Origin of the sequence: Nocardia sp. NPDC058058, from assembly GCF_042885355.1 — a bacterium.
In the GTDB taxonomy this organism is placed as follows: Bacteria; Actinomycetota; Actinomycetes; order Mycobacteriales; family Mycobacteriaceae; genus Nocardia.
Map to the genome: position 1 here is coordinate 1,614,240 of NZ_JBHVSA010000001.1, position 20,504 is coordinate 1,634,743.

At 66.1% G+C, this 20,504-nt stretch carries 20 protein-coding genes; 7 read left to right on the forward strand and 13 right to left on the reverse strand.

Features of this window, described 5'->3' with window-relative positions:
- Positions 1 to 287: 287 nt before the first annotated feature.
- Positions 288 to 1,184, forward strand: a complete 897-nt coding sequence (locus ACFVUS_RS07430; protein WP_387762340.1) for an alpha/beta hydrolase — start codon at positions 288 to 290, stop codon at positions 1,182 to 1,184.
- 74 nt (positions 1,185 to 1,258) lie between these two features.
- Positions 1,259 to 2,326, forward strand: a complete 1,068-nt coding sequence (locus ACFVUS_RS07435; RefSeq protein ID WP_387762341.1) for a fatty acid desaturase family protein — start codon at positions 1,259 to 1,261, stop codon at positions 2,324 to 2,326.
- Here the strand turns inward: ACFVUS_RS07435 and ACFVUS_RS07440 are convergent.
- The 8 genes from ACFVUS_RS07440 to ACFVUS_RS07475 all read right to left on the reverse strand — a co-directional run bounded on the left by ACFVUS_RS07440 (position 2,310) and on the right by ACFVUS_RS07475 (position 9,648).
- Positions 2,310 to 3,161: an alpha/beta fold hydrolase gene (locus tag ACFVUS_RS07440; RefSeq protein ID WP_387762342.1), complete on the reverse strand. Its 852-nt coding sequence runs from the start codon at positions 3,159 to 3,161 to the stop codon at positions 2,310 to 2,312. The genes ACFVUS_RS07435 and ACFVUS_RS07440 overlap by 17 nt on opposite strands.
- A gap of 97 nt (positions 3,162 to 3,258) precedes the next feature.
- A complete protein-coding gene (locus ACFVUS_RS07445) occupies positions 3,259 to 3,675 on the reverse strand; it encodes a metal-sulfur cluster assembly factor (protein ID WP_387762343.1) in 417 nt (138 codons plus the stop codon).
- Positions 3,668 to 4,156 (reverse strand): Fe-S cluster assembly sulfur transfer protein SufU, encoded by a 489-nt coding sequence (gene sufU / locus ACFVUS_RS07450; protein ID WP_364635840.1) that lies wholly within the window; start codon positions 4,154 to 4,156, stop codon positions 3,668 to 3,670. Before sufU ends, ACFVUS_RS07445 begins: the two co-directional genes overlap by 8 nt.
- A 3-nt stretch (positions 4,157 to 4,159) precedes the next feature.
- On the reverse strand, positions 4,160 to 5,413 hold the full coding sequence (locus ACFVUS_RS07455) for a cysteine desulfurase (protein ID WP_387762344.1): 1,254 nt from the start codon (positions 5,411 to 5,413) through the stop codon (positions 4,160 to 4,162).
- 12 nt (positions 5,414 to 5,425) lie between these two features.
- Entirely contained in the window at positions 5,426 to 6,196 is a 771-nt protein-coding gene (gene sufC, locus ACFVUS_RS07460) for a Fe-S cluster assembly ATPase SufC (RefSeq protein ID WP_364635846.1), read from the reverse strand.
- Between the two features lie 46 nt (positions 6,197 to 6,242).
- Positions 6,243 to 7,421 (reverse strand): Fe-S cluster assembly protein SufD, encoded by a 1,179-nt coding sequence (gene sufD / locus ACFVUS_RS07465; protein ID WP_387762345.1) that lies wholly within the window; start codon positions 7,419 to 7,421, stop codon positions 6,243 to 6,245.
- Positions 7,421 to 8,857 carry a Fe-S cluster assembly protein SufB gene (gene sufB / locus ACFVUS_RS07470; protein WP_387762346.1) on the reverse strand — a complete coding sequence of 479 codons (1,437 nt, stop codon included), beginning with the start codon at positions 8,855 to 8,857 and terminating at the stop codon, positions 7,421 to 7,423. Before sufB ends, sufD begins: the two co-directional genes overlap by 1 nt.
- Positions 8,854 to 9,648 carry a helix-turn-helix transcriptional regulator gene (locus ACFVUS_RS07475; RefSeq protein WP_387762347.1) on the reverse strand — a complete coding sequence of 265 codons (795 nt, stop codon included), beginning with the start codon at positions 9,646 to 9,648 and terminating at the stop codon, positions 8,854 to 8,856. The genes sufB and ACFVUS_RS07475 overlap by 4 nt, the downstream gene beginning before the upstream one ends.
- Positions 9,649 to 9,832: 184 nt before the next feature.
- On the opposite strand from ACFVUS_RS07475, the gene ACFVUS_RS07480 reads away from it, so the two are divergent.
- Positions 9,833 to 10,504, forward strand: a complete 672-nt coding sequence (locus ACFVUS_RS07480) for a GAP family protein (RefSeq protein WP_387762348.1) — start codon at positions 9,833 to 9,835, stop codon at positions 10,502 to 10,504.
- A gap of 4 nt (positions 10,505 to 10,508) precedes the next feature.
- On the opposite strand, the gene ACFVUS_RS07485 is transcribed toward ACFVUS_RS07480, so the two are convergent.
- Together ACFVUS_RS07485 and ACFVUS_RS07490 are read right to left on the reverse strand one after the other, a co-directional pair.
- The gene (locus tag ACFVUS_RS07485; RefSeq protein WP_387762349.1) at positions 10,509 to 11,531 is read right to left on the reverse strand and encodes a zinc-binding dehydrogenase; all 1,023 of its coding nucleotides are present in this window, start codon (positions 11,529 to 11,531) and stop codon (positions 10,509 to 10,511) included.
- A 42-nt stretch (positions 11,532 to 11,573) separates the two neighbouring features.
- A complete protein-coding gene (locus ACFVUS_RS07490) occupies positions 11,574 to 12,167 on the reverse strand; it encodes a TetR/AcrR family transcriptional regulator (RefSeq protein ID WP_387762350.1) in 594 nt (197 codons plus the stop codon).
- A gap of 330 nt (positions 12,168 to 12,497) precedes the next feature.
- Here ACFVUS_RS07490 and mptB point away from each other — a divergent pair, with 330 nt between their 5' ends.
- The 4 genes from mptB (at position 12,498) to ACFVUS_RS07510 (ending at position 16,927) form a co-directional block, all read left to right on the forward strand.
- Positions 12,498 to 14,180 (forward strand): polyprenol phosphomannose-dependent alpha 1,6 mannosyltransferase MptB, encoded by a 1,683-nt coding sequence (gene mptB, locus ACFVUS_RS07495; protein ID WP_387762351.1) that lies wholly within the window; start codon positions 12,498 to 12,500, stop codon positions 14,178 to 14,180.
- Entirely contained in the window at positions 14,177 to 15,109 is a 933-nt protein-coding gene (locus ACFVUS_RS07500) for an ABC transporter ATP-binding protein (RefSeq protein WP_387762352.1), read from the forward strand. The genes mptB and ACFVUS_RS07500 overlap by 4 nt, the downstream gene beginning before the upstream one ends.
- Positions 15,106 to 15,888, forward strand: a complete 783-nt coding sequence (locus ACFVUS_RS07505; RefSeq protein WP_387762353.1) for an ABC transporter permease — start codon at positions 15,106 to 15,108, stop codon at positions 15,886 to 15,888. Before ACFVUS_RS07500 ends, ACFVUS_RS07505 begins: the two co-directional genes overlap by 4 nt.
- A gap of 64 nt (positions 15,889 to 15,952) precedes the next feature.
- Complete coding sequence (locus ACFVUS_RS07510; RefSeq protein WP_387762354.1) at positions 15,953 to 16,927, forward strand: heme A synthase; 975 nt, start codon at positions 15,953 to 15,955, stop codon at positions 16,925 to 16,927.
- Between the two features lie 74 nt (positions 16,928 to 17,001).
- Here the strand turns inward: ACFVUS_RS07510 and ACFVUS_RS07515 are convergent, their stop codons facing one another.
- From ACFVUS_RS07515 to ACFVUS_RS07525, 3 genes are all read right to left on the reverse strand, one after another.
- Positions 17,002 to 17,871, reverse strand: coding sequence for a class I SAM-dependent methyltransferase (locus ACFVUS_RS07515; RefSeq protein WP_387762355.1), 870 nt, complete (start codon positions 17,869 to 17,871; stop codon positions 17,002 to 17,004).
- 72 nt (positions 17,872 to 17,943) lie between these two features.
- The gene (locus tag ACFVUS_RS07520; RefSeq protein WP_387762356.1) at positions 17,944 to 18,885 is read right to left on the reverse strand and encodes a tellurite resistance/C4-dicarboxylate transporter family protein; all 942 of its coding nucleotides are present in this window, start codon (positions 18,883 to 18,885) and stop codon (positions 17,944 to 17,946) included.
- Between the two features lie 56 nt (positions 18,886 to 18,941).
- Positions 18,942 to 20,468 carry a serine hydrolase domain-containing protein gene (locus ACFVUS_RS07525; RefSeq protein ID WP_387762357.1) on the reverse strand — a complete coding sequence of 509 codons (1,527 nt, stop codon included), beginning with the start codon at positions 20,466 to 20,468 and terminating at the stop codon, positions 18,942 to 18,944.
- Positions 20,469 to 20,504: the final 36 nt, after the last annotated feature.

Consider the following 20,504-nt stretch of genomic DNA (forward strand, 5'->3'; position numbering starts at 1 on the left):
CGACGCGCACACCCTAACAGCCCCCGGCCACCCACACCCGCGGTCGATATCACCCCGAGATCTGGACGACGATCACCTCATTCCGATCCGGTTCCCGGAACGCCCCTGAGATGGGCAAATTCCTCGACCGGCACACCTGGGCGGCTACGATCGTGCGGACGGGACCGGCGAGCTTTCCCAGCGGAGGCGGCATGCGGCATCGGATTCGAATCATCTTGGTAGCCGCGTGCTTTGCGGTATCGGCGGCGGTCCTACCGGTCCCGGCGCGGGCCGAGCAGTCGGAGATCGTGAGCACCCGGACCATCGACGATCGCAAGCTGTCACTCCAGGTGTACTCGGCCGCGATGGACAAACAGATTCGAGTGGATGTGCTGCGGCCCGCGGATCGATCCCGGCCGCGTCCGACGCTGTACCTGCTCAATGGCGCGTCCGGCGGATTCGGCGGCAAGAGCTGGCAGGATCGGGTGCCCGAGGTCTTCGACTTCCTCGCCGCCAAGGAGGTGAATGTCGTCGAGCCGATCGGCGGGATCGCCAGCTTCTACGGTGACTGGCGCGCGCCCGATCCGGTGCTGGGCGTGAACAAATGGAAGACCTTCCTCACCGCGGAACTGCCACCGCTCATCGATAAAGCGTTGGGCACCAACGGGATCAATGCGATCGCGGGCGTATCCGGATCCGCCACCGCCGTGCTGAACCTGGCGATCGCCGCACCCGGATTGTTCCGCGCGGTGGCCGCCTACAGCGGCTGCCCGCAGATCAGCGATCCGATCGGGCACGAATTCGTGCGCGTGGTGGTCGAATTGGTGGCGGGCGGCAATATGGACAATATGTACGGCGCACCGGACAACCCGCTGTGGGCCGCGAACGATCCGTACGTGAACGCCGAAAAACTGCGTGGGGTGCCGCTTTACCTCTACAGCGGCACCGGCGTCCCCGGTGATTACGATGGGATCAGCGACGAATTCCCCACCGCGGCCGATGTCGTCGACCATCTGGTCGTGGACGGCGTGACCGAAGCCGCCACCGGTTACTGCACGCGCAATATGGTCGATCGGCTCGTCCAGCTCGGGATCCCGGTCACCTACGATCTACCCCCGGTCGGCGGACACGCCTGGCAGTACTGGCGGGACGCGCTGATCAAGAGCTGGCCGGTGCTCGCCAAGGGCCTCGGCATCGATCCCTGACCCCTACCACGGTGCTATTGCGTACCGTACCAAGGGATTACAGCCGACGAGAAAACCGCCGATAGCTTCGGGGAATGACGACATCCGGCTTGGTTCCCGAGTCATCTCCGCGGTCAGCACGGCGCGGCGCCGATGGTGATTACCCCCGACTGCTACGCCGGATCTCCGAGGCCGGACTGATGGATCGACGGCCCGGCTACTACATCGTGCGACTCGGCCTGGTCGGTGCCGCGTTCGCGGGCGGGTGGGCGGCATTCGCGCTGATCGGCGATTCGTGGTGGACGCTGCTGATCGCGGGGTTCATGGCGGTGACGTTCGCTCAGGTCGCGCTGGTCATGCATGATGTCGCGCATCGGCAGGTCTTCCGGCTGCGCAGACCGGCGGAGTTGATGGGGCGGATCGTCGGGAACGCCGGGATCGGGCTGGGCTACGGATGGTGGCAGGACAAGCACACCCGGCATCACGCCAATCCGAACCATGAGGAACTCGATCCCGATGTCGCGCCGGACATTCTGGTCTGGTCGCAGCGGCAGGCGCGATCCAGTCGCGGTGCGGCGCGGTTGATCGGGCGCGCGCAGGCGTACCTGTTCTTCCCACTGCTCCTGCTCGAGGGATTGAACCTGCATCTGGCGGGGGTGCGGGCGCTGCGGAATCGATCGGTCAAGCATCGCGGGGTGGAGGGTGCGCTGCTGTTCACCCACTTCGCGCTCTACCTGACCGCGGTATTCGCGGTGCTGCCCGCCGATAAGGCCTTGGCGTTCATCGCGGTGCACCAGGGCCTGTTCGGTCTGTACATGGGGTGCATCTTCGCCCCGAACCACAAGGGCATGCCGACCTTGACCGGTGACGAGCGGCCCGACTACCTGCGCCGCCAGGTACTCACCTCACGCAATGTGCGGGGTGGCGTGCTGACCGATATCGCCCTGGGCGGACTCAACTATCAGATCGAGCACCACCTGTTCCCGAGCATGCCCACGCCCAATCTGCGGCACGCCCGGCTGATCGTGCGCGACTACTGCGCCGAAATCGGTGTGGCGTACCACGAGACCGGGTTGCTCTCCTCCTACCGCGAAGCGCTGCGGCACCTGCATCACGTCGGCGCGCCGCTGCGCCACCCGGACGAACTCAGCGCAGCAGGTTGACCAGGGCCGCCGCCACCGGGTCGGGGTTCTCGACCTGGGGGTAGTGGCCGGTCGGCGGTTCCTCGTCGAGAACGATGAGCTGAGCGTTCGGCAGGCGCTCCCGCAACCGGGGCAGCACATGCGCCCCGCTGACGGGATCCGCTGGGCCCCAAATGAATTGGATCGGACCCGGGTAGCCCTCCAGCGCCGCGCGCCAGCGGTCGGAGTGGGTGCGACGCTCGTCGATATAGCGCAGCAGCCGATGCTGCACCCGTTTGCCGTTGTTCATCGTGGTGGCCAGCCACATATCGTGCACGTCCGCATCGCTCACCGGCCGGCCGAACACCTCGTCCAGCGAGCGGCGGTACATCCGCTCGCTCGACAGGTGTTGCAGCACAATCCCGGCGGGGCCGTGCAGCAGCCGCTGTATCCGGATCGGCCGGTGCAGGTCCGGATACAGACCGCCATTGAGAAATGCCGCCGCGGTTATGCGACTCGCGTTGCGGTGCAGCAGTTCCTGAGCGACCGACACCCCGTAGTCGTGCGAGACAAGCGCGGTCTTGTCGATATCGAACCGCTCCCACAGCTCCTCGATAATCGAGGCCTGCTCGGTGAGCCGATAGTCGTGGCCCGCGGGCTTGGCGCTGGCCCCGAACCCGAGCAGATCCAAAGTGGTTACCCAGCAACCCGATTCGACCAGCGCCGGAACAACGGCCGCCCAGTCGTGCGATGAGGTCGGAAACCCGTGCACCAGCGTCACCGGCCGCCCGTCCACCGGCCCGTCCTGCCGATAGAAGATGTCATGCCCACCAAGCTGTATGTGCCCGCCACCGGCGATCCACTCATCGAGCCGCATACGGTATGCCTACCACCCCGGCCGCCGAATCCGACAGAGCGGAAAGCAAGATCACCCCCGCCGGATTCCGGCGGGGGTGAGGACAGGCGGTGTGGGACTAAACCGTGAAGCCGAGGGCGCGCAGCTGTTCGCGGCCGTCATCGGTGATCTTGTCCGGGCCCCACGGCGGCATCCAGACCCAGTTGATCTGCAAATCCTCGACCAGACCGCTGCGCACCAGCGCGTTGCGGGACTGATCCTCGATCACATCGGTCAGCGGGCACGCCGGGGACGTCAGGGTCATATCCAGCTTGCAGATGCCGTCGGTGACGGTCATGCCGTAGACCAGGCCCAGATCGACCACATTGATGCCGAGTTCGGGGTCGACGACATCGCGCATGGCCTCTTCGAGGTCCTCCAGGAACTTGGCGTCTTCCTCGCTCAGCTCCTGCGGCGCAACGGTTTCGGTGGTCTCGACCACGGCGTCGGCGTCCTGCACCGAGCCGTCGGCCGGAGTTCCGGTGGTCTCACTCATCGTTCTTCTTCTCCCCGTTCGACATCGGCAGCTTGGTCTCCTCGGCGGAGGCGATCTGCACCACCGCGTCCTTGAACGCCATCCAGCCCAGCAGCGCGCACTTGACCCGCGCCGGGTACTTGGACACGCCCGCGAAGGCGATGCCGTCGCCGATCATGTCCTCATCACCCTCGAGGGTGCCGCGGCTGGAGATCATCTCGTTGAACGAGTCGACCACCTTGAGCGCCTGCTGCACCGGCAGGCCGATGACCTGATCGGTGAGCACCGAGGTGGACGCCTGGCTGATCGAGCAGCCCTGACCGTCATAGGACACATCGGTGACATCACCATTGTCGTCCAGCTGTACGCGCAGCGTGATCTCGTCACCGCAGGTCGGGTTGACGTGATGCACTTCCGCACCGAACGGCTCGCGTAGGCCGCGGTGGTGCGGGTGCTTGTAGTGGTCCAGGATCACTTCCTGGTACATCTGCTCCATGCGCATGATCTATGCAACTCCGAAGAAGCTCTGAGCCTTCCGCACCGCCGCCAGCAGCGCGTCCACCTCGTCGAGGGTGTTGTAGACGGCGAAGGAGGCACGGGCGGTGGCCGGAACGCCGAGGCGGCGCATCAGCGGCCACGCGCAGTGGTGCCCGACGCGGATCGCGACGCCCTCGTCATCGAGGATCTGGCCCACATCGTGGGCGTGAATACCGTCCACCACGAAAGATACTGCGCCACCGCGATTCAGGGTATCGGCCGGGCCGACGATGCGAACACCGTCGATCTTGGCGAGCCCCTCGAGCGTGGCGGCGACAAGCGAATGCTCGTGCGCGGCAACCGCTTCCATGCCGATGGCTTCCAGATACCGCACGGCGGCGCCCAACCCGACGACCTGCGAGGTCATCGGCACGCCGGCCTCGAACCGCTGCGGCGGGGCCGCGTAGGTAGTGGCCTCCATGGTGACCGTCTCGATCATGGAACCGCCGGTGATGAACGGCGGGGTCTCTTCCAGCAGTGCGTAGCGGCCGTACAGCACGCCGACACCGGAGGGGCCGAGCATCTTGTGACCGGAGAACGCGGCGAAGTCCACGCCCAGTTCCCGGAAGTTCACCGGCATATGCGGCACCGACTGGCAGGCATCGAGGACCACCAGCGCGCCGACTTCCTTTGCGCGGCGCACCATTTCGGGTACATCGGCGACCGCACCGGTCACATTGGACTGATGCGTGAACGCGACAACCTTGGTGGCGGGCGACAATTCGAGCGAATCGAGATCGATGCGCCCGTCATCGGTGATGCCGTACCACTTGAGCGTCGCACCGGTACGGCGCGCGAGCTCCTGCCACGGAACGAGATTCGCGTGATGCTCGAGCTCGGTGACCACGATCTCGTCACCCGGTCCCACGTGATACGGGAACCGCGAATCGGAGAACGCGTAGGTCACCAGGTTCAGCGATTCGGTCGCGTTCTTGGTGAACACGATCTCGCGCGCGTCCACGCCGACGAAGCGCGCGATATCCGCACGCGCGTCCTCGTAAGCGTCCGTGGCCTCTTCGGCCAGCTGATGCGCACCACGGTGCACCGCCGCATTGTGCTGGGTCAGGAAGGTGTGTTCCGCGTCCAGCACCGCCGTGGGCCGCTGCGAGGTGGCGCCCGAGTCCAAGTAGACCAGGGGTTTACCGTCTCGCACCGTGCGGCTCAGGATCGGGAAGTCGGCGCGGATGCGGGCGACGTCCAAAGCAGGCACCGTAGTGGTCATCAGCAAAGGCTCCTAAACAGCAGCAGCGGAGGTGAAGCGCACGTAACCGTTCGAGTCGAGTTCCTCGGCCAGCTCCTTGCCGCCCTCGGCGACAATGCGGCCGTTCACGAACACGTGCACGAAATCGGGTTCGATGTAGCGCAGGATGCGGGTGTAGTGGGTGATCAGCAGAATGCCGCCGTTCTCCCGCTCCTTGTACTTGTTGACGCCCTCGGAGACGATGCGCAGCGCGTCGACGTCCAGGCCGGAGTCGGTCTCGTCCAGGATGGCGATCTTCGGCTTGAGCAGACCCAGCTGCAGGATCTCCTGGCGCTTCTTCTCACCGCCGGAGAAGCCCTCGTTCACCGAGCGCTCGACGAAGCTGGGCTCGATCTCCAGCTCGGTCATGGACTCCTTGAGTTCCTTGACCCAGGTGCGCAGCTTGGGGGCCTCGCCGCGGACGGCGGTGGCGGCGGTACGCAGGAAGTTCGAGACCGAGACGCCCGGAACCTCGACCGGGTACTGCATGGCCAGGAACAGACCCGCGCGGGCGCGCTCGTCGACGGTCATCTCCAGCACGTCTTCACCGTCGAGGGTGATCGAGCCGGAGGTCACCGTGTACTTGGGGTGACCGGCGATGGCGTACGACAGCGTCGACTTGCCCGAGCCGTTGGGGCCCATGATCGCGTGCGTCTCACCCGAGCGCACGGTCAGGTTGACGCCCTTGAGGATCTTGATGGGCTCGCCGGACTCGTCGGGGTTGGCGACCTCGACGTGCAGGTCCTTGATTTCCAGGGTGGTCATCGAATTCGAATTCCTTTGCGAAGTAGAGGGAGTCAGACGACGGTGCTTAAACCCCGACAGCGGCGAGCTCGGCCTCGATGGCCGCCTCGAGCCGCTCCCGGACCTCGGGGACCGTGATCTTGGAGATGATCTCGAAGAAGAAGCCGCGCACGACAAGTCGCCGCGCCACCTCCTCCGGGATACCGCGCGAGCGCAGGTAGAACAGCTGCTCGTCATCGAAACGCCCGGTGGCCGAGGCATGTCCGGCGCCGACGATCTCGCCGGTCTCGATCTCCAGGTTCGGCACCGAATCGGCGCGCGCGCCATCGGTGAGCACCAGGTTGCGGTTGGCCTCGTAGGTCTCGGTGCCCTCGGCGGCGGCGCGAATGAGCACATCGCCCACCCATACGGTGCGCGCATCGGGCTTCTTCGAGGTCGGATCGCCCTGCAGCGCACCCTTGTACAGCACGTTGGACTTGCAGTTCGGCTCGGAGTGATCCATGAGCAGCCGCTGCTCGAAGTGCTGGCCGTCATCGGCGAAGTACACGCCGAGCATCTCGGCGTCGCCGCCCGGACCGTCGTAGCGCACGGTCGCGGTCAGGCGCACCAGATCGCCGCCCAGGGTGACATTGGTGTGCCGCAGGGTGGCGTCGCGACCCAGCTTGGCGTGGTGCGCGGTGAGGTGCACGACATCGTCGGCCCAGTCCTGGATGACGATGACATTGAGCTTGGCGCTGTCGCCGAGCACGAATTCCACGTTCTCCGCGTAGGTTCCGCTGCCGCGCTGATCGATGACCACATTGGCGTGCGCGAAATTGCCCAGGCGGATCTGGGTGTGCCCGTAGGCGGTCTTGCCCTCGCCCGGACCGGTGACCGTAACGGTAACCGCTTCGGCCACTTCGGTTTCCGCGCCGACGGACACGATGGTCGCCTGCTCGAAGCCCGAGTACGCCTGTGCGGCAACGCGATCGGTCGGGGTGCCGGCGACGCCGAGGCGCGCGTCGGCGCGATCGACGGTCTCGACGGTGACGCCCTCGACGGACGTCACCTCCACCACGGCCTGTCCGTCACGAACGGCGGTGCCGTCGTGCAGCCCGCGCAGGCGGCGCAGCGGGGTGAACCGCCACGCCTCGTCGTGCGCCGAGGGAATCTCGAACGCGTTGACGTCGAACGAGGCGAAGACTTCGCCCTTGTTCAATGCCGGAGGACGAGCCTCGGCGGCAACGGCAACATTCTCGACCGTCATCAGCCGACGGCTCCTTCCATTTGCAGTTCGATCAGGCGGTTGAGCTCGAGCGCGTATTCCATCGGCAGTTCCTTGGCGATGGGCTCCACGAAGCCGCGCACCACCATCGCCATGGCCTCGTCCTCGGTGAGGCCGCGGCTCATCAGGTAGAACAGCTGATCGGCCGACACCTTGGACACGGTCGCCTCATGACCCATGGTCACGTCGTCCTCGCGGATATCGACGTACGGGTAGGTGTCCGAGCGAGAGATGTTGTCCACCAGCAGCGCATCGCACTTCACGGTCGACTTCGAGCCGTGCGCGCCCTTGTTCACCTGCACCAGGCCGCGGTACGAGGCACGACCGCCACCGCGCGCCACCGACTTGGAGATGATGTTCGAGGAGGTGTGCGGCGCCAGGTGCAGCATCTTGGCACCGGTGTCCTGGTGCTGACCCGCACCGGCGAACGCGATGGAGAGCACCTCGCCCTTGGCATGCTCACCGGTCATCCACACGGCCGGGTACTTCATGGTGACCTTGGAGCCGATATTGCCGTCGACCCATTCCATGGTCGCGCCCGCCTCGGCCTTGGCCCGCTTGGTGACCAGGTTGTAGACGTTGTTCGACCAGTTCTGAATGGTGGTGTACCGGCAGCGGCCACCCTTCTTCACGATGATCTCGACCACCGCGGAGTGCAGCGAATCGGAGCTGTAAATCGGTGCAGTACAACCCTCGACGTAATGCACGTAGGCATCCTCGTCGACGATGATCAGCGTCCGCTCGAACTGACCCATGTTCTCGGTATTGATGCGGAAGTACGCCTGCAGCGGGATATCCACGTGCACGCCCTTCGGCACGTAGATGAACGAACCGCCGGACCAGGTGGCCGAATTCAGCGCGGAGAACTTGTTGTCACCGGACGGAATGACCGAGCCGAAGTACTGCTGGAACAGCTCCGGGTGCTCCTTGAGCGCGGTATCGGTGTCCAGGAAGATGACGCCCTGCTTCTCGAGGTCCTCGCGGATCGAGTGGTAGACGACCTCGGACTCGTACTGCGCGGCGACACCGGACACCAGGCGCTGCTTCTCCGCCTCCGGGATGCCCAGCTTGTCGTAGGTGTTCTTGATGTCCTCGGGCAGGTCATCCCAGGTGGCGGCCTGCTTCTCCGAGGAGCGCACGAAGTACTTGATGTTGTCGAAATCGATGCCGTCCAGGTCCGAACCCCAGTTCGGCATCGGCTTCTTCTCGAAGATGCGCAGCGCCTTCAGGCGGAAGTCGAGCATCCATTCGGGCTCGCTCTTCTTCGCCGAGATGTCGCGTACGACCTCCTCGGAGAGGCCGCGCTTGGCACTGGCACCGGCGACATCCTTGTCGGCCCAGCCGTACCCGTACGTACCAATGGAGGCGATGGTCTCCTCTTGGGACAGCGGCTGCACCTGGTCAGTCGTAGTCGTCATTCGGCACTCCTTCCGGAGTCGTGTGTAGAAGTCGTTGCGGGCTGGGCAACGTGGGGTTTTGCGTTTTTAGGGGTAAGCATCAGCGGCACATGCGTGGTGCACGCGCAATCGCCATTGGCGATGGTCGCCAGTCTTTGTACATGGGTACCCAGGATTTCCTTGAACGCCTCCAACTCGGCGGCGCACAATTCCGGAAACTCCTCGGCGACATGCGAAACCGGGCAGTGGTGCTGGCAGATCTGTACTCCCGCACCGACTTTCCGGGTGGAGGCGGCGAATCCGGCTTCGGAGAACGCGTCCGCGATCTCATCGGCCTTATCGGTGGTCGCCTCCGGCGTATGCCGCTCCAACTGTCCGATACCGGCGACAATCGCGGCGACCCGCTTGCGCGCGAATTCGACGATGGCCTTATCCCCGCCGATCTCGCGCAGCTGGCGCATCGCGGCGCCGGCCAGGTCATCGTAGGCATGGCCCAAACGACCGCGACCGGTGGCCGTCAGCTGGTATTGCTTGGCCGGACGACCACGCCCCTGCTGCTGCCAGGACGCCGATCGCGCGGCCCGGGCCTCACCGGATTCGATGAGCGCGTCGAGATGCCGCCGTACACCCGCCGGGCTGAGGCCGAGCCGTTTGCCGATGGCGGTCGCGGTGATCGGACCGTCCTCCAGCAGTAGCTTGATCACGGCCTCGCGGGTGTGGCCTTCACCGGCCGGTGCGGGCACAACAGCAGGCCGGGCGCCCAGCTGGCGCCCGGTTTCCGCCTTCGCGTTCCGCAAACCCACGGTTTTCACAACATCAGTGTGACCGAATTACTTCCCGCGTTCCAGTAAGGGTCACCTGACTTTGCGGGTACCGGGGGTGTGAACCTTTGCACACCATCTACACGCGGTCCGACCGGCGCAAAGTTCGGCAATCTTCTGGCTACTCTCAACCTCGACCAATCGAGCGGTGAGATCAACCCACAGGAGACGCCCCATGGGACACGCGGTCGGCCAGTTCCTCAGCCATGCGGTGGGCGTAGCTATCAGCCCGCTCGCGCTGATAGCGGTGATTCTGCTCATCGCCACACCGCGCGGGCGCTCGAACGCGGTGGCATTCATGATCGGCTGGGTGCTCGCGATCAGCGGGCTGTTCGCGGTGTTGCTCGGGATCGGGATCGTGGCGGGGGCCGAACACAATGGGCAGCCCGGGACCTGGGTGGCATGGTTCCGGCTCATTCTGGGCGTGCTGCTGGCGCTCATGACGCTGCGACAGCTGCGGCTGGCCCGGGCGGAGAACGCGGGGATGCTGCCCGCGCGGCTGGCGCATCTGGAGCAGTTCCGGGGTGGAAACTGCCTCGCGCTGGGCGTGGTACTGGCGCTGGCCAACCCCAAGAACGTCACGCAGATCGCCGCGGGCGCGGTGACCACCGCCGAATCCACCGCGCATATCGCCGGAAGGCTCGGGGCCGCACTGATTTTCATCGCGATCGCGTCGGCCGGGGTGCTGGTGCCACTGTCCTTGCATTTCGTGCGACGCGAGACCGCCGCGAGCACGCTCGAACGCTGGAAGGAGTGGACCGTGCGCAATCACTACGTGATCATGGCGGTGCTGTTCGCACTGCTCAGCGCCAAATCGCTGGGTGATGGGATCAGCGGGCTGGCATAGCGGCTCAGGCGCGCACGGCGACGAGTTTGGTCGGTCCTTCCAGCAGGGCGTCGATGGAATCGGACCACGGGACGACGCTCGTGGTGACGATCGAGGGATCGAAGCGGCCGGACGCGACCAGATCGAGGATCTCCGGGATGGCTGGGCGGACGTGGGCGCGGCCGGTATGGAAGGTGCAGCAGCGGGAGTACATGCCCAGCATGGGCAGTGCCACATCCTTGGCCTGCACGCTGACGCTGGTGCACCAGCCGTCGTTCGCGGTGGCGTTGACGGCCGCGATCAGCGCTTTGGCGCCGCCGGCGGCCTCCACCGTGACAGGGAAGCGGCCGACCCTGGTGTCGGGCTTGCCCTCGATGACCTCCGCGCCGAATTTGGCTGCGATGGCGAGTCTTTCGGGGTCGGTGTCGAGATAGACGGTGCGGGACGCGCCCAGCGCGACCGCGAGGCCGGTGGCGTAGAGGCCGATGGACGAGGCCGCGGGGCCGCCCAGGACCAGTACCTCCGCGCCCGGGTCGGCCGCCAATTGCGGTGCGACCGCGCGATATCCGTCCGGAATATTGTCGCTGGCGCTGGCCACGGCGGCCGGGTCGACGCCCGCCGGGACGGGGACGAGCATGGCGTCCGCATGCGGGATGAGCGCCAGCTCAGCCCAGAGTCCGCCCCAGTTCAGGCCGCCCATGGGGCCCAGTCCGAAGGTGGACATGAGGGGGTGTGAGGTGCAGTTTCCGGTGCGGCCGCGCAGGCACGAAGCGCAGGCGCCGCAGGAGATCTGGAAGGGGACGACCACGATGTCGCCCGGTCGAACGGTGCCGACGTGCTCGCCGACGGTGACCACCTCCGCGACGCCCTCATGGCCGAAGGCGTATGGCCCCGGCAGCGGGAACCTGCCCTGTAGCACCGCGGGGTCGATATCGCAGGTGGCCAGGGCGATCGGGCGGACGAGGGCTTGATCGGGGGAATCGAGAACGGGTTCGGGGCATTCTTCCCAGCGCAGTGCGCCGGGGCCGTCGAGCATGAGTCGCTGCATGCTTCGATCATCCCTAGAACGATCGTTCTAGACAACCCCTGTCTAGGGTGAGTTACGCTCCGCGACAGCGATTTCCGCCAGGCTCGAGCGAATGAGCCGGGCCATGGCCGCGGACACCGTATGCAACGGCTCCTGCGACCGCCGCACCCGAGCCAGCAGGGTCGCCCCCTCATAGGCCGCGACGACCGTGGTCGCGAGTTCATGCGATTCCGCCTCGGGCAGACCCATTTCGGTGAGCAGTTCCGCGAAACCCGCTGCCATGGCATCGAATGCCGAAACGCACGCGGTGCGCACCGCTTCCACATCACTGCCGCCGTCCAGCGCGGGCGTGCCCACCGGGCAGCCGTCGGTCCATTCGGAGACAGCGAGTTTCGCGGCCATGAAATCGAACAGGCCTGCCGCCGTGGTGAACACATCGGCCGGGGCGTCCTGGATCATCCGTCCCACCAGCAGCCCGGTCCCCGCGATGGCCGACACCGCGATCTCCTCCTTTCCACCCGGAAAGTGGTGGTAGATGGACCCGTACGGCAGCCCGGCCGCCTCGCTCAGCTTCTTCAACCCGAACCCGTGGTAGCCGTGCCGCGCCAAAAGCCCCGCCGCCGCCACCTCGATCCGCCGCTTCGACTCGGAAACCATGCGTCAAGCGTATGAGCGAGGTCCAACACCGGCAGCGCGAATCGAGCCGAACCGGCGTAGATCACTCAATTGTTTTGCACGGTGCGCACTTTCGCAGACCGTGCGGCCCTCTTCGCCGGTTCCGAGGATGGCGGGTCCGGTGCGAGGCGCGCCGAGTCCGGTGTGGGTACCTCGATCGCGGGCCTTCGGAACCTCGAACGTGCCGTGCGGTCGGCAACCTGCGCGATGGGTTCGTCGATCGATTCGCGGCAGGTCCCCGATCGGGTTCACCACTCGGCACAGCCGGGCGATCAGAGTCGCGCGGTACCCGCCCTACTAGGCTTGGCCACCGTGGCGGTAGCGGACGGCGCGGGGCGCAAGGTAATGGAGCTGGGTCGCCGGGTGCTGGGCCTGGACGTGCGGCCGTCCGACCATACGATCGCGGTGTTGCACACCAATGAGTCCGAGGTGCCGGGGCTCGATCGGCGAGAAACGCTGCAGCTGATGCGGATCCGGTTGCTGGGGGCGACCGGGGTCGTGATCATGGCGATTTCCGCTCTCGGGGTGGGGGCGCAGCCGGTACATCAGAATCCGACGTCCGGGTTGCGGGTGCTGGGATTCTTCGCGCGGGCGCACACCTCGACGTTGGCGATGTGCATGATCGGCGCGACGCTGGTGGTGATGGCGTGGCTGCTGCTCGGCCGGTTCGCGGTCGGCGGATGGGGCGGGAATCCGCGGCATCGGCTCACGCGATCGCAGATGGATCGGACACTGCTGCTGTGGATCATTCCGCTCAGTGTCGCGCCGCCGATGTTCAGCAATGACGTGTATTCGTATCTGGCACAGAGTGAAATCGCGGCGCGCGGATTGGACCCCTATCAGGTGGGGCCGGTCGACGGGCTCGGGCTCAGCAATGTGCTGACCAATAATGTGCCGAATATCTGGCGGGAGACGCCCGCGCCCTATGGACCGCTGTTTCTGTGGATGGGTCGCGGTATCGCGGAATTGACCGGCAGCAATATCATCGCCGGGGTTTGGATGCACCGATTGCTGGCGCTCGCGGGCGTGGCCTTGATCGTCTGGGCGCTGCCCCGGCTGGCCCGGCGCTGCGGAGTCGCGCCGGTCAGCGCGCTGTGGCTGGGCGCGGCCAATCCGCTGGTGCTGTTCCACCTGGTCGGCGGCGTGCACAATGACGCGATCATGCTCGGGCTCATGCTCGCGGGATTGGAATTCTGCCTGCGGGCCATTGACGATGCGCCGGTATTCGATCGAAATGCCTGGGCCACGCTGATATTCGGCGCAGTCGTCATCACATTGTCCTCGTCGATCAAAATCACCTCGATCGTCGCGCTCGGATTCGTGGGAATGGCGCTCGCCCGGCGCTGGGGCCGCGGACTTCGGTCGATTCTGTTGGCGGGTTGCATATTGGCCGCGATCGCCATCGGCACCACGGTTTTCGTCAGTGGTTTCAGCGGATTGGGATTCGGCTGGGTGTACACCCTGAATCAGGCCAGCACTGTCCGCAGTTATCTGTCCCTGCCCACCGCGGTCAGCATCATCACCGGGTTCGGCGGTGTGCTGCTGGGTTTGGGCGATCACACCACGGCACTGCTCGATCTCATTCGCCCGATGGCCGAGATCGTGATGGCCTTCGTGATCCTGCGCATGCTCGTCGCCACCTGGACCGGACGCCTCAACCCCATCGGCGCGCTCGGCGTCGGCCTGGGCGCGCTGGTACTGCTCTTCCCGGTGGTGCAGCCCTGGTATCTGCTGTGGGCGATCGTGCCCCTGGCCGCCTGGGCGAACCGGCCCGCGTTCCGTGTTCCGGCGGTGGTGCTCTCAGTCGTGGTGAGCATGATCGTGATGCCGCGCGGCGCGGATTTCTACGTTTTCCAGATCGTCGAATCCGCGATCGCGACCGTGCTCGTGGGCGTGCTGTTCATTTTCCTGACCCGGAATGTGCTGCCGTGGCGTAATCAGCCGGGGGTGTCGGCTCCGTCACAGCGACCCACGGCTTACGGTGTCTCATCGTGACCGCAGCCTCCGAACCCGCCGTCAGAGTCGACGGCGTCGTCAAACGCTTCGGCGATACCACCGCGGTCGACGGCCTCAGCTTCGAACTGCAACGCGCGCAGGTGCTGGCGCTGCTCGGGCCCAATGGCGCGGGCAAGACCACCACGACGGAAATGTGCGAGGGATTCGTCGCCCCCGATGCCGGAACCGTGCGCGTGCTCGGACTCGATCCGATCGCCGATTCGGACAAGCTGCGCCCGCGCATCGGCGTGATGCTGCAGGGCGGCGGAGCGTATCCGGGTTCGCGGGCCGGGGAGATGCTGGATCTGGTCGCCTCGTATTCGGCGCATCCGCTCGATCCGAACTGGCTGCTCAAGACACTCGGTTTGCAGGACGCGCGCCGTACTCCGTACCGCCGCCTATCCGGTGGTCAGCAGCAGCGACTGGCCCTGGCCTGCGCCCTGGTGGGACGCCCCGAAATCGTCTTCCTCGATGAGCCGACCGCCGGATTGGACGCGCAGGCAAGGCATTTGGTGTGGGAGCTGATCGACGCGCTGCGCCGGGACGGGGTGAGCGTACTGCTCACCACCCACCTCATGGATGAGGCCGAACAGCTCGCCGATCAACTGGTCATCATCGATCACGGCCGCATCGTCGCCCAGGGCACGCCCACCGAGGTGACTTCCCATGGGGCCGAAGGCCGCCTGGCCTTCACCGCGCCGCCGAATCTGGATCTGGAACTGCTGGCGCAGGCGCTGCCGGAAGGCTTCACCCCCAAGGAATCCAGCCCCGGCTCGTACCAGCTGCACGGCGATATCACCCCCCAGGTGCTGGCCACGGTCACCGCCTGGTGCGCGCGAATCAATGTGCTGCCCACCGATATTCGCATCGACCAGCGCCGCCTGGAGGATGTCTTCCTGGAACTGACCGGACGGGAAATCCGCGGATGACCGAGACCACCAACCGCTTCGCCCCCGGGACGTTCGCCCCTGCGCCGCAGCCCACCACCCGGTCCAAGATGCTCGCCGCGCAGACGCGCATGGAGCTGATCCTGTTGCTGCGCAATGGGGAACAGCTGCTGCTGACCATGTTCATCCCGATCACGCTGTTGATCGGCCTGACGCTGCTGCCGATGAGCGGACTGGGCGAGCACCGCGTCGATCGCGTCGTGCCCGCCGTCATGATGGTGGCGGTCATGTCCACCGCCTTCACCGGTCAGGCCATCGCAGTGGGCTTCGATCGCCGCTACGGCGCACTGAAACGCCTTGGGGCGACACCCCTTCCCCGCTGGGGCATTGTCGCGGGCAAATGCGCCGCCGTGCTGATCGTGGTGGTGATGCAGTCGATCCTGCTGGGCGGCATCGGATTCGCGCTCGGCTGGCGGCCCTCGCTCACCGGTCTGGCGCTCGGCGCGGTCGTCATCGCCCTGGGCACAGTCGCTTTCGGTGCGCTGGGACTGCTGCTCGGTGGCACGCTCAAAGCCGAAATCGTGCTGGCGCTGGCGAATATCCTCTGGTTCGTCATGCTCGGCACCGCCAGCCTGGTCTTCATGTCCGACGATCTTCCGAGCGCGGTCAGCTTGATCGCCAGGATCATCCCGTCGGGTGCGCTCTCGGAATGCCTGGAACAGGCGCTGCGCACCAGCATCGACTGGTACGGGCTCGCCGTCCTGGCCGCCTGGAGCGCGGTCAGCGGCTGGCTGGCCACCCGCTTCTTCCGCTTCGACTAACGACGACGACACGCTGTAGTAGGCCGGGTGTGGAGCGCCGATGTCACCCCGCTACCATCGTCGGGTGCTAGCTCGCGCCTTCCAGCGATTCGCCGACCTGTTCCCGCTGCCGTCCCTGCGGGCGCAGCGCATCATCGCCTTCGCGGTGATCCTGTCGCAGGCCGGAATCTCGGTGACCGGAGCCATTGTTCGAGTCACCTCCTCGGGGCTCGGCTGCCCCACCTGGCCGCAGTGCTTCCCCGGCAGCTTCACCCCGACCGCGGTGGCCGAGGTGCCCGCCATTCACCAGGCGGTCGAATTCGGTAATCGCATGCTGACTTTCGCGGTGACGCTGTGCGCGGCCGCGGTCGTGATCGCGGTGACGCGGGCGCGGCGGCGGCGCGAGGTGCAGGGCTACGCCTGGCTGATGCCCGGCGGCACCGTATTGCAGGCGGTGCTCGGCGGTATCACCGTGCGCACCGGACTGCTGTGGTGGACGGTGTCACTGCACCTGCTGGCCTCCATGCTGATGGTGTGGCTGTCGGTGCTGCTGTACGCCAAGATCAGCGAACCTGACGCCGGGATCGAGACCGTGCGCGTGCCCAAACCGCTGCGGCTGCTGACCGGACTCAGCGCGATCGCGCTCACCGGCACCCTGATCGCGGGCACCCTGGTCACGGGCGCCGGACCGCACGCCGGTGACAAGAGCATCGAGAAGCCGGTCGAGCGACTCCAGGTCGAGATCGTGACGCTGGTGCATCTGCACGCCGAGCTGCTGGTCGCCTATCTCGCACTGCTGGTCGGCCTGGCCTGCGGGCTGGCCGCGATCGGCATGAACAAAGCCATTCGCACCCGGATGATCGTGCTCCTGGTCCTGGTATGCAGTCAGGCACTGGTCGGCCTGGTGCAGTACTTCACCGATGTGCCCGCGGCGCTGGTGGCCATCCACGTCGGTGGCGCGGCCGCCTGCGTCGCCGCGACCGCCGCGCTCTGGGCCGCGATGCGCACCCGGGAATCGGTTCCCGCCGAGGTCACCGAGCCCGCGACACAGGCCGTCTGACAGCGCGATTCACCCCGATACCGGCGGGCATCAATGCCCGCCGGGTGGCCATCCGAAGCCGATCCCGCAGCGCCTCAGCTCACATCGGCAACCGCGATACGCCCACTGCCGAGGAACCGGCTCGGCGGGATATCCAGATCCCGCGCCACATCGATCAGACCGGCGTCCATGGTCACGTCGAATGCGCTCTCACGCAACATTTTCCGCAGTCGTTCCGGTGACCACGAGGAACGGAACGGCTCATTCGCCATCGGGTTGTCCCTGCCGGTGAGGGTGAGGATTTGTTGAATCGCCCTGCGCCCGAGCGCATTCAGCCTCGACGTCGTGGAGTAGGTCAGGATGAGCCGACTGCCCGCGGCACTGCGCGCGCCGACCACGGCGGTGGTGGCCGCGACCTGCGCGGGCGTGAGATAGGGCACCACGCCCTCCCAGATCCAGGTGGTCGGGACGGTCGCGTCATGACCGGCGGCCGCCAGGGCGTCACCGAGCGAGTCCACGGCGAAGTCCACCGCCACGAAATGGATCGCACCGGCGAGCACCGCCCGCTCCCCCAGCCGCTCCCGCTTCTCCCCCTGTGACGCGGGCTGATCCACCTCGAACACCGCCGCCCCGGCGAGCTCCTGCATCCGCCAAGCCCGCGCGTCAAGCCCCGCACCGAGAATCACCACCTGCGGATTACCCCGGTCACGCACCGCGTCATCGATGGTGACGGTCCGTGCGGCGAGGATTTCCGAAGTCCCCGCGAGCAATTCGAACTCCATCCGCGGTCCGAGCGCACTCGGGATCTCCCCCGAGCGAACGGTCGAGACGAGTTCGCGTTCGGAGTCGGTGAGCAGTTCCAGCGCGATCGGATCGGCGAAGCGTCCCACCGCCAATCGCCCATCCGCCACCGCGCGGCCCTGACACACCAATACCGCTGTCCGACTTGCCTTGCGCTCGGCCATGGGGGTGATTATTCAGCAGGTATTCCGAGGCGGCGCATCGGACGCGCAGGTACCCGATGGACGCGCCGCCGTTCACGCCACCGGTGTTCGGCCCATACGCGTACTGACCGCCCATTCGACGGCGACCAGGATCCAGACCGCGGTCGCGAAGGCCAACAGCACTTTTCCGAGCGAGTGCAACCAAGTCACCTCGACGACCGCACCGGTGGACAGTGTCGCCACGGCGGTCATGCCGAGGGGGAAGACGGTGGCCCAGCGGCGAATGTCATAGCCCGGGCGGTATCGGATGATCTCCGCGATCAGCAGGACGGCGTACGCGAGCAGGGTGATGGTGAGCAGGACCAGAGTCACCACGCGTAATGCGTTGTGCGAGTTGCCGGTCCAGTGCGGCCAGGCGGTGAGTTTGGAGGCGGTCAGCGTCGAGATCGCCACCGCCCCCGCCGCCACCCACTGGTCCCCCGCGCCCTTCCAGATCTGTGTGAAGTCGAAATGCGTGAATGCCGCGGCGTAGAGGATCACGCCGAGGATGAAGAAGATCAGCGCGGCGGGCATGAGCCAATCAGCGGCGTGCGCCAGCGCGAGTGTGGAGCCCAGGACCGCCAGGCCCTGGGTGGATACGCAGACCAGGAACGCCGCGCCCGGCATCCGCCGATTCCAGTGCCGGAGCACCGAAACCAGCAGTACCGGCCAGACGAGGGCCGCTATCACGAGCAGCCCGACCGCGACGGCATGCCAGCCCAGCAGCGTAATTCGGGTACCGAGAACCGTGGTGGCCGCGACCGCGGTCAAGGCGGGCGGGGTATCGGATTCGGTCTCCCAGCGCGAGTGATCCCACAGCAGCCGGGTGGCGAAATCCACGGCCAGCAGCACCCAGACGACGCCCGCCACTGCGAGCGCGATCCGGGACAGCGGTTCGAAGTCGGTGAGATGCAGTCCGACCGAGAGGATTCCGGTGGCCATGACGAACGCGCCCGCCGCCGGGGGCATCTCGGTCCAGGCGCGTCGCTGGGTCATGCGCTCATCACATCCGGAGCACCGGACCCTAGTCAAGCAAACGCGCGGCTATCAGATCACTTGCATGCGGGCGAGCTGTCGCCCGCCATCCGCACCCATGCGCACGCCCACGGTCGGTCGATTCGCCACTGCCCTTCGGAGGAGACCAGCGGAAAGACCATAGGACTCTTTCCTCCCAGTGAGCTTGCATCAGCCGTTGCGTACAGCGACTGCCCGATTCTGGTCACCTTCTTCACTTGGAACTCGACCTGGAGTTTGCCGAAGAACGACCCGATCCGGGTGGTCAGATCCGGATCCTCGGCATCGCCCTGACCTCGCAGGGGCCGCTGCGCCAGCGGAACATTCGGATCGAGCGTCTGCCGCAATTGCGAGGTCAGCTCATCGGCCGAGGGCACAGGCGGAGTGGGCGCACTCCAGAGATTGTCGCCTTCACCCTGAGTACCCGGGTACAACGCGCCGACGATATCCGACCAGATCACGGGAGCAAGTAGCGTGAAGCTTGCGGGCGGAACCGTGTAGTGATCGACTGCGACCACCACGGTGAGCTTGCGTTCTGGCAGGTAGCGAACGTCGGCGGTGTAGCCGAGTACCGCACCCTCGTGCCCGAGCCAGCCGTTGTTCACCATCAGTCCCAGCCCGTAGGGCAGGGCCGCGTCCGGGGCGGCGGTGTCCTGCACCCGGGCGCGCTCGCGGAAAGTCTCGGGTCGCAGCAGATCACCGCGACCGAGTTTGCCCGCGTACTCCGCCAGATCCGAGATGGTCGACACCATGGATCCCGCCGCACCGAATGTCGCGGGCGTGGTGCGGGCGGTGACATCGGTCGGGTTCTCGTCGAAATAGGCATAGCCGTGGCTCACCGGATCGCGCATCGTCGCATCGGCGGGATAGCTGGTCTCGTGCAGTCCGTATCGGTTCGCCAGATCGTCGAGTACTTCCCGTACCGGCTTGCCGGTCACCTTCTCCAGCACCAGGCCCAGCAGGAAGAAGTTCGAATTCGAGTACGTGGTCCGGGTATTGGGCGGTGTGGCGCGATCCGGATTGTCGACGATGGCGCGGAGGAAGTCGCCCTCGCGCCATTCGGTCGCCGGCGTCTTCTGCGTCAGCTGCTGGAACAATGCCCCACTCGTCGAGACATCCCAAACACCGGCGCGCATATCGAGCAGATCCCGCAGCGTGATCACATCGCCGTAGGGGATGTGATCCACATATCGGTCCAGCCGATCATCGAGCGAAATCTTGCCCTCGTCGACGAGCCGCAGCACGGCCGTGGCGGTGAAAGTCTTTGTGATACTGCCGATTCGCACCGAATCGTGAATGGTGGCGGGACGGCCGGTGGCGATGTCCGATACCCCGTACGCGTGCACGTAGGAGCCCCGTTCCGGGTCGATCACCGCCACCATCATGCCCGGGATGAGGGCCGCCGTCATGCTCGAGGCGGCGATCTCATCGATCTTGCTCGCCAATTCCGCTGGGAAGGAGGGGGTTTCGTCCCCGCGATGGCTGCCACACCCGACGATGGCCGTCGCCAGCACCAGCGCCACGACGCAGGCACGACTGAATCTGCCGATCAGACTGCTATTCAAGATATCCCGCCCCCAGGTAGATCGAACAGGGACGAG

Coding starts and splice junctions, on each gene's coding strand:
- sufB (WP_387762346.1), bottom strand. CDS start 8,857: ATGACGACTACGACTGACCAGGTGCAGCCGCTGTCCCAAGAGGAGACC.
- ACFVUS_RS07435 (WP_387762341.1), top strand. CDS start 1,259: ATGACGACATCCGGCTTGGTTCCCGAGTCATCTCCGCGGTCAGCACGG.
- ACFVUS_RS07455 (WP_387762344.1), bottom strand. CDS start 5,413: ATGACCACTACGGTGCCTGCTTTGGACGTCGCCCGCATCCGCGCCGAC.
- sufD (WP_387762345.1), bottom strand. CDS start 7,421: ATGACGGTCGAGAATGTTGCCGTTGCCGCCGAGGCTCGTCCTCCGGCA.
- sufC (WP_364635846.1), bottom strand. CDS start 6,196: ATGACCACCCTGGAAATCAAGGACCTGCACGTCGAGGTCGCCAACCCC.
- ACFVUS_RS07445 (WP_387762343.1), bottom strand. CDS start 3,675: ATGAGTGAGACCACCGGAACTCCGGCCGACGGCTCGGTGCAGGACGCC.
- ACFVUS_RS07440 (WP_387762342.1), bottom strand. CDS start 3,161: ATGCGGCTCGATGAGTGGATCGCCGGTGGCGGGCACATACAGCTTGGT.
- ACFVUS_RS07490 (WP_387762350.1), bottom strand. CDS start 12,167: ATGGTTTCCGAGTCGAAGCGGCGGATCGAGGTGGCGGCGGCGGGGCTT.
- ACFVUS_RS07480 (WP_387762348.1), top strand. CDS start 9,833: ATGGGACACGCGGTCGGCCAGTTCCTCAGCCATGCGGTGGGCGTAGCT.
- ACFVUS_RS07515 (WP_387762355.1), bottom strand. CDS start 17,871: ATGGCCGAGCGCAAGGCAAGTCGGACAGCGGTATTGGTGTGTCAGGGC.
- sufU (WP_364635840.1), bottom strand. CDS start 4,156: ATGCGCATGGAGCAGATGTACCAGGAAGTGATCCTGGACCACTACAAG.
- ACFVUS_RS07520 (WP_387762356.1), bottom strand. CDS start 18,885: ATGACCCAGCGACGCGCCTGGACCGAGATGCCCCCGGCGGCGGGCGCG.
- ACFVUS_RS07485 (WP_387762349.1), bottom strand. CDS start 11,531: ATGCAGCGACTCATGCTCGACGGCCCCGGCGCACTGCGCTGGGAAGAA.
- ACFVUS_RS07505 (WP_387762353.1), top strand. CDS start 15,106: ATGACCGAGACCACCAACCGCTTCGCCCCCGGGACGTTCGCCCCTGCG.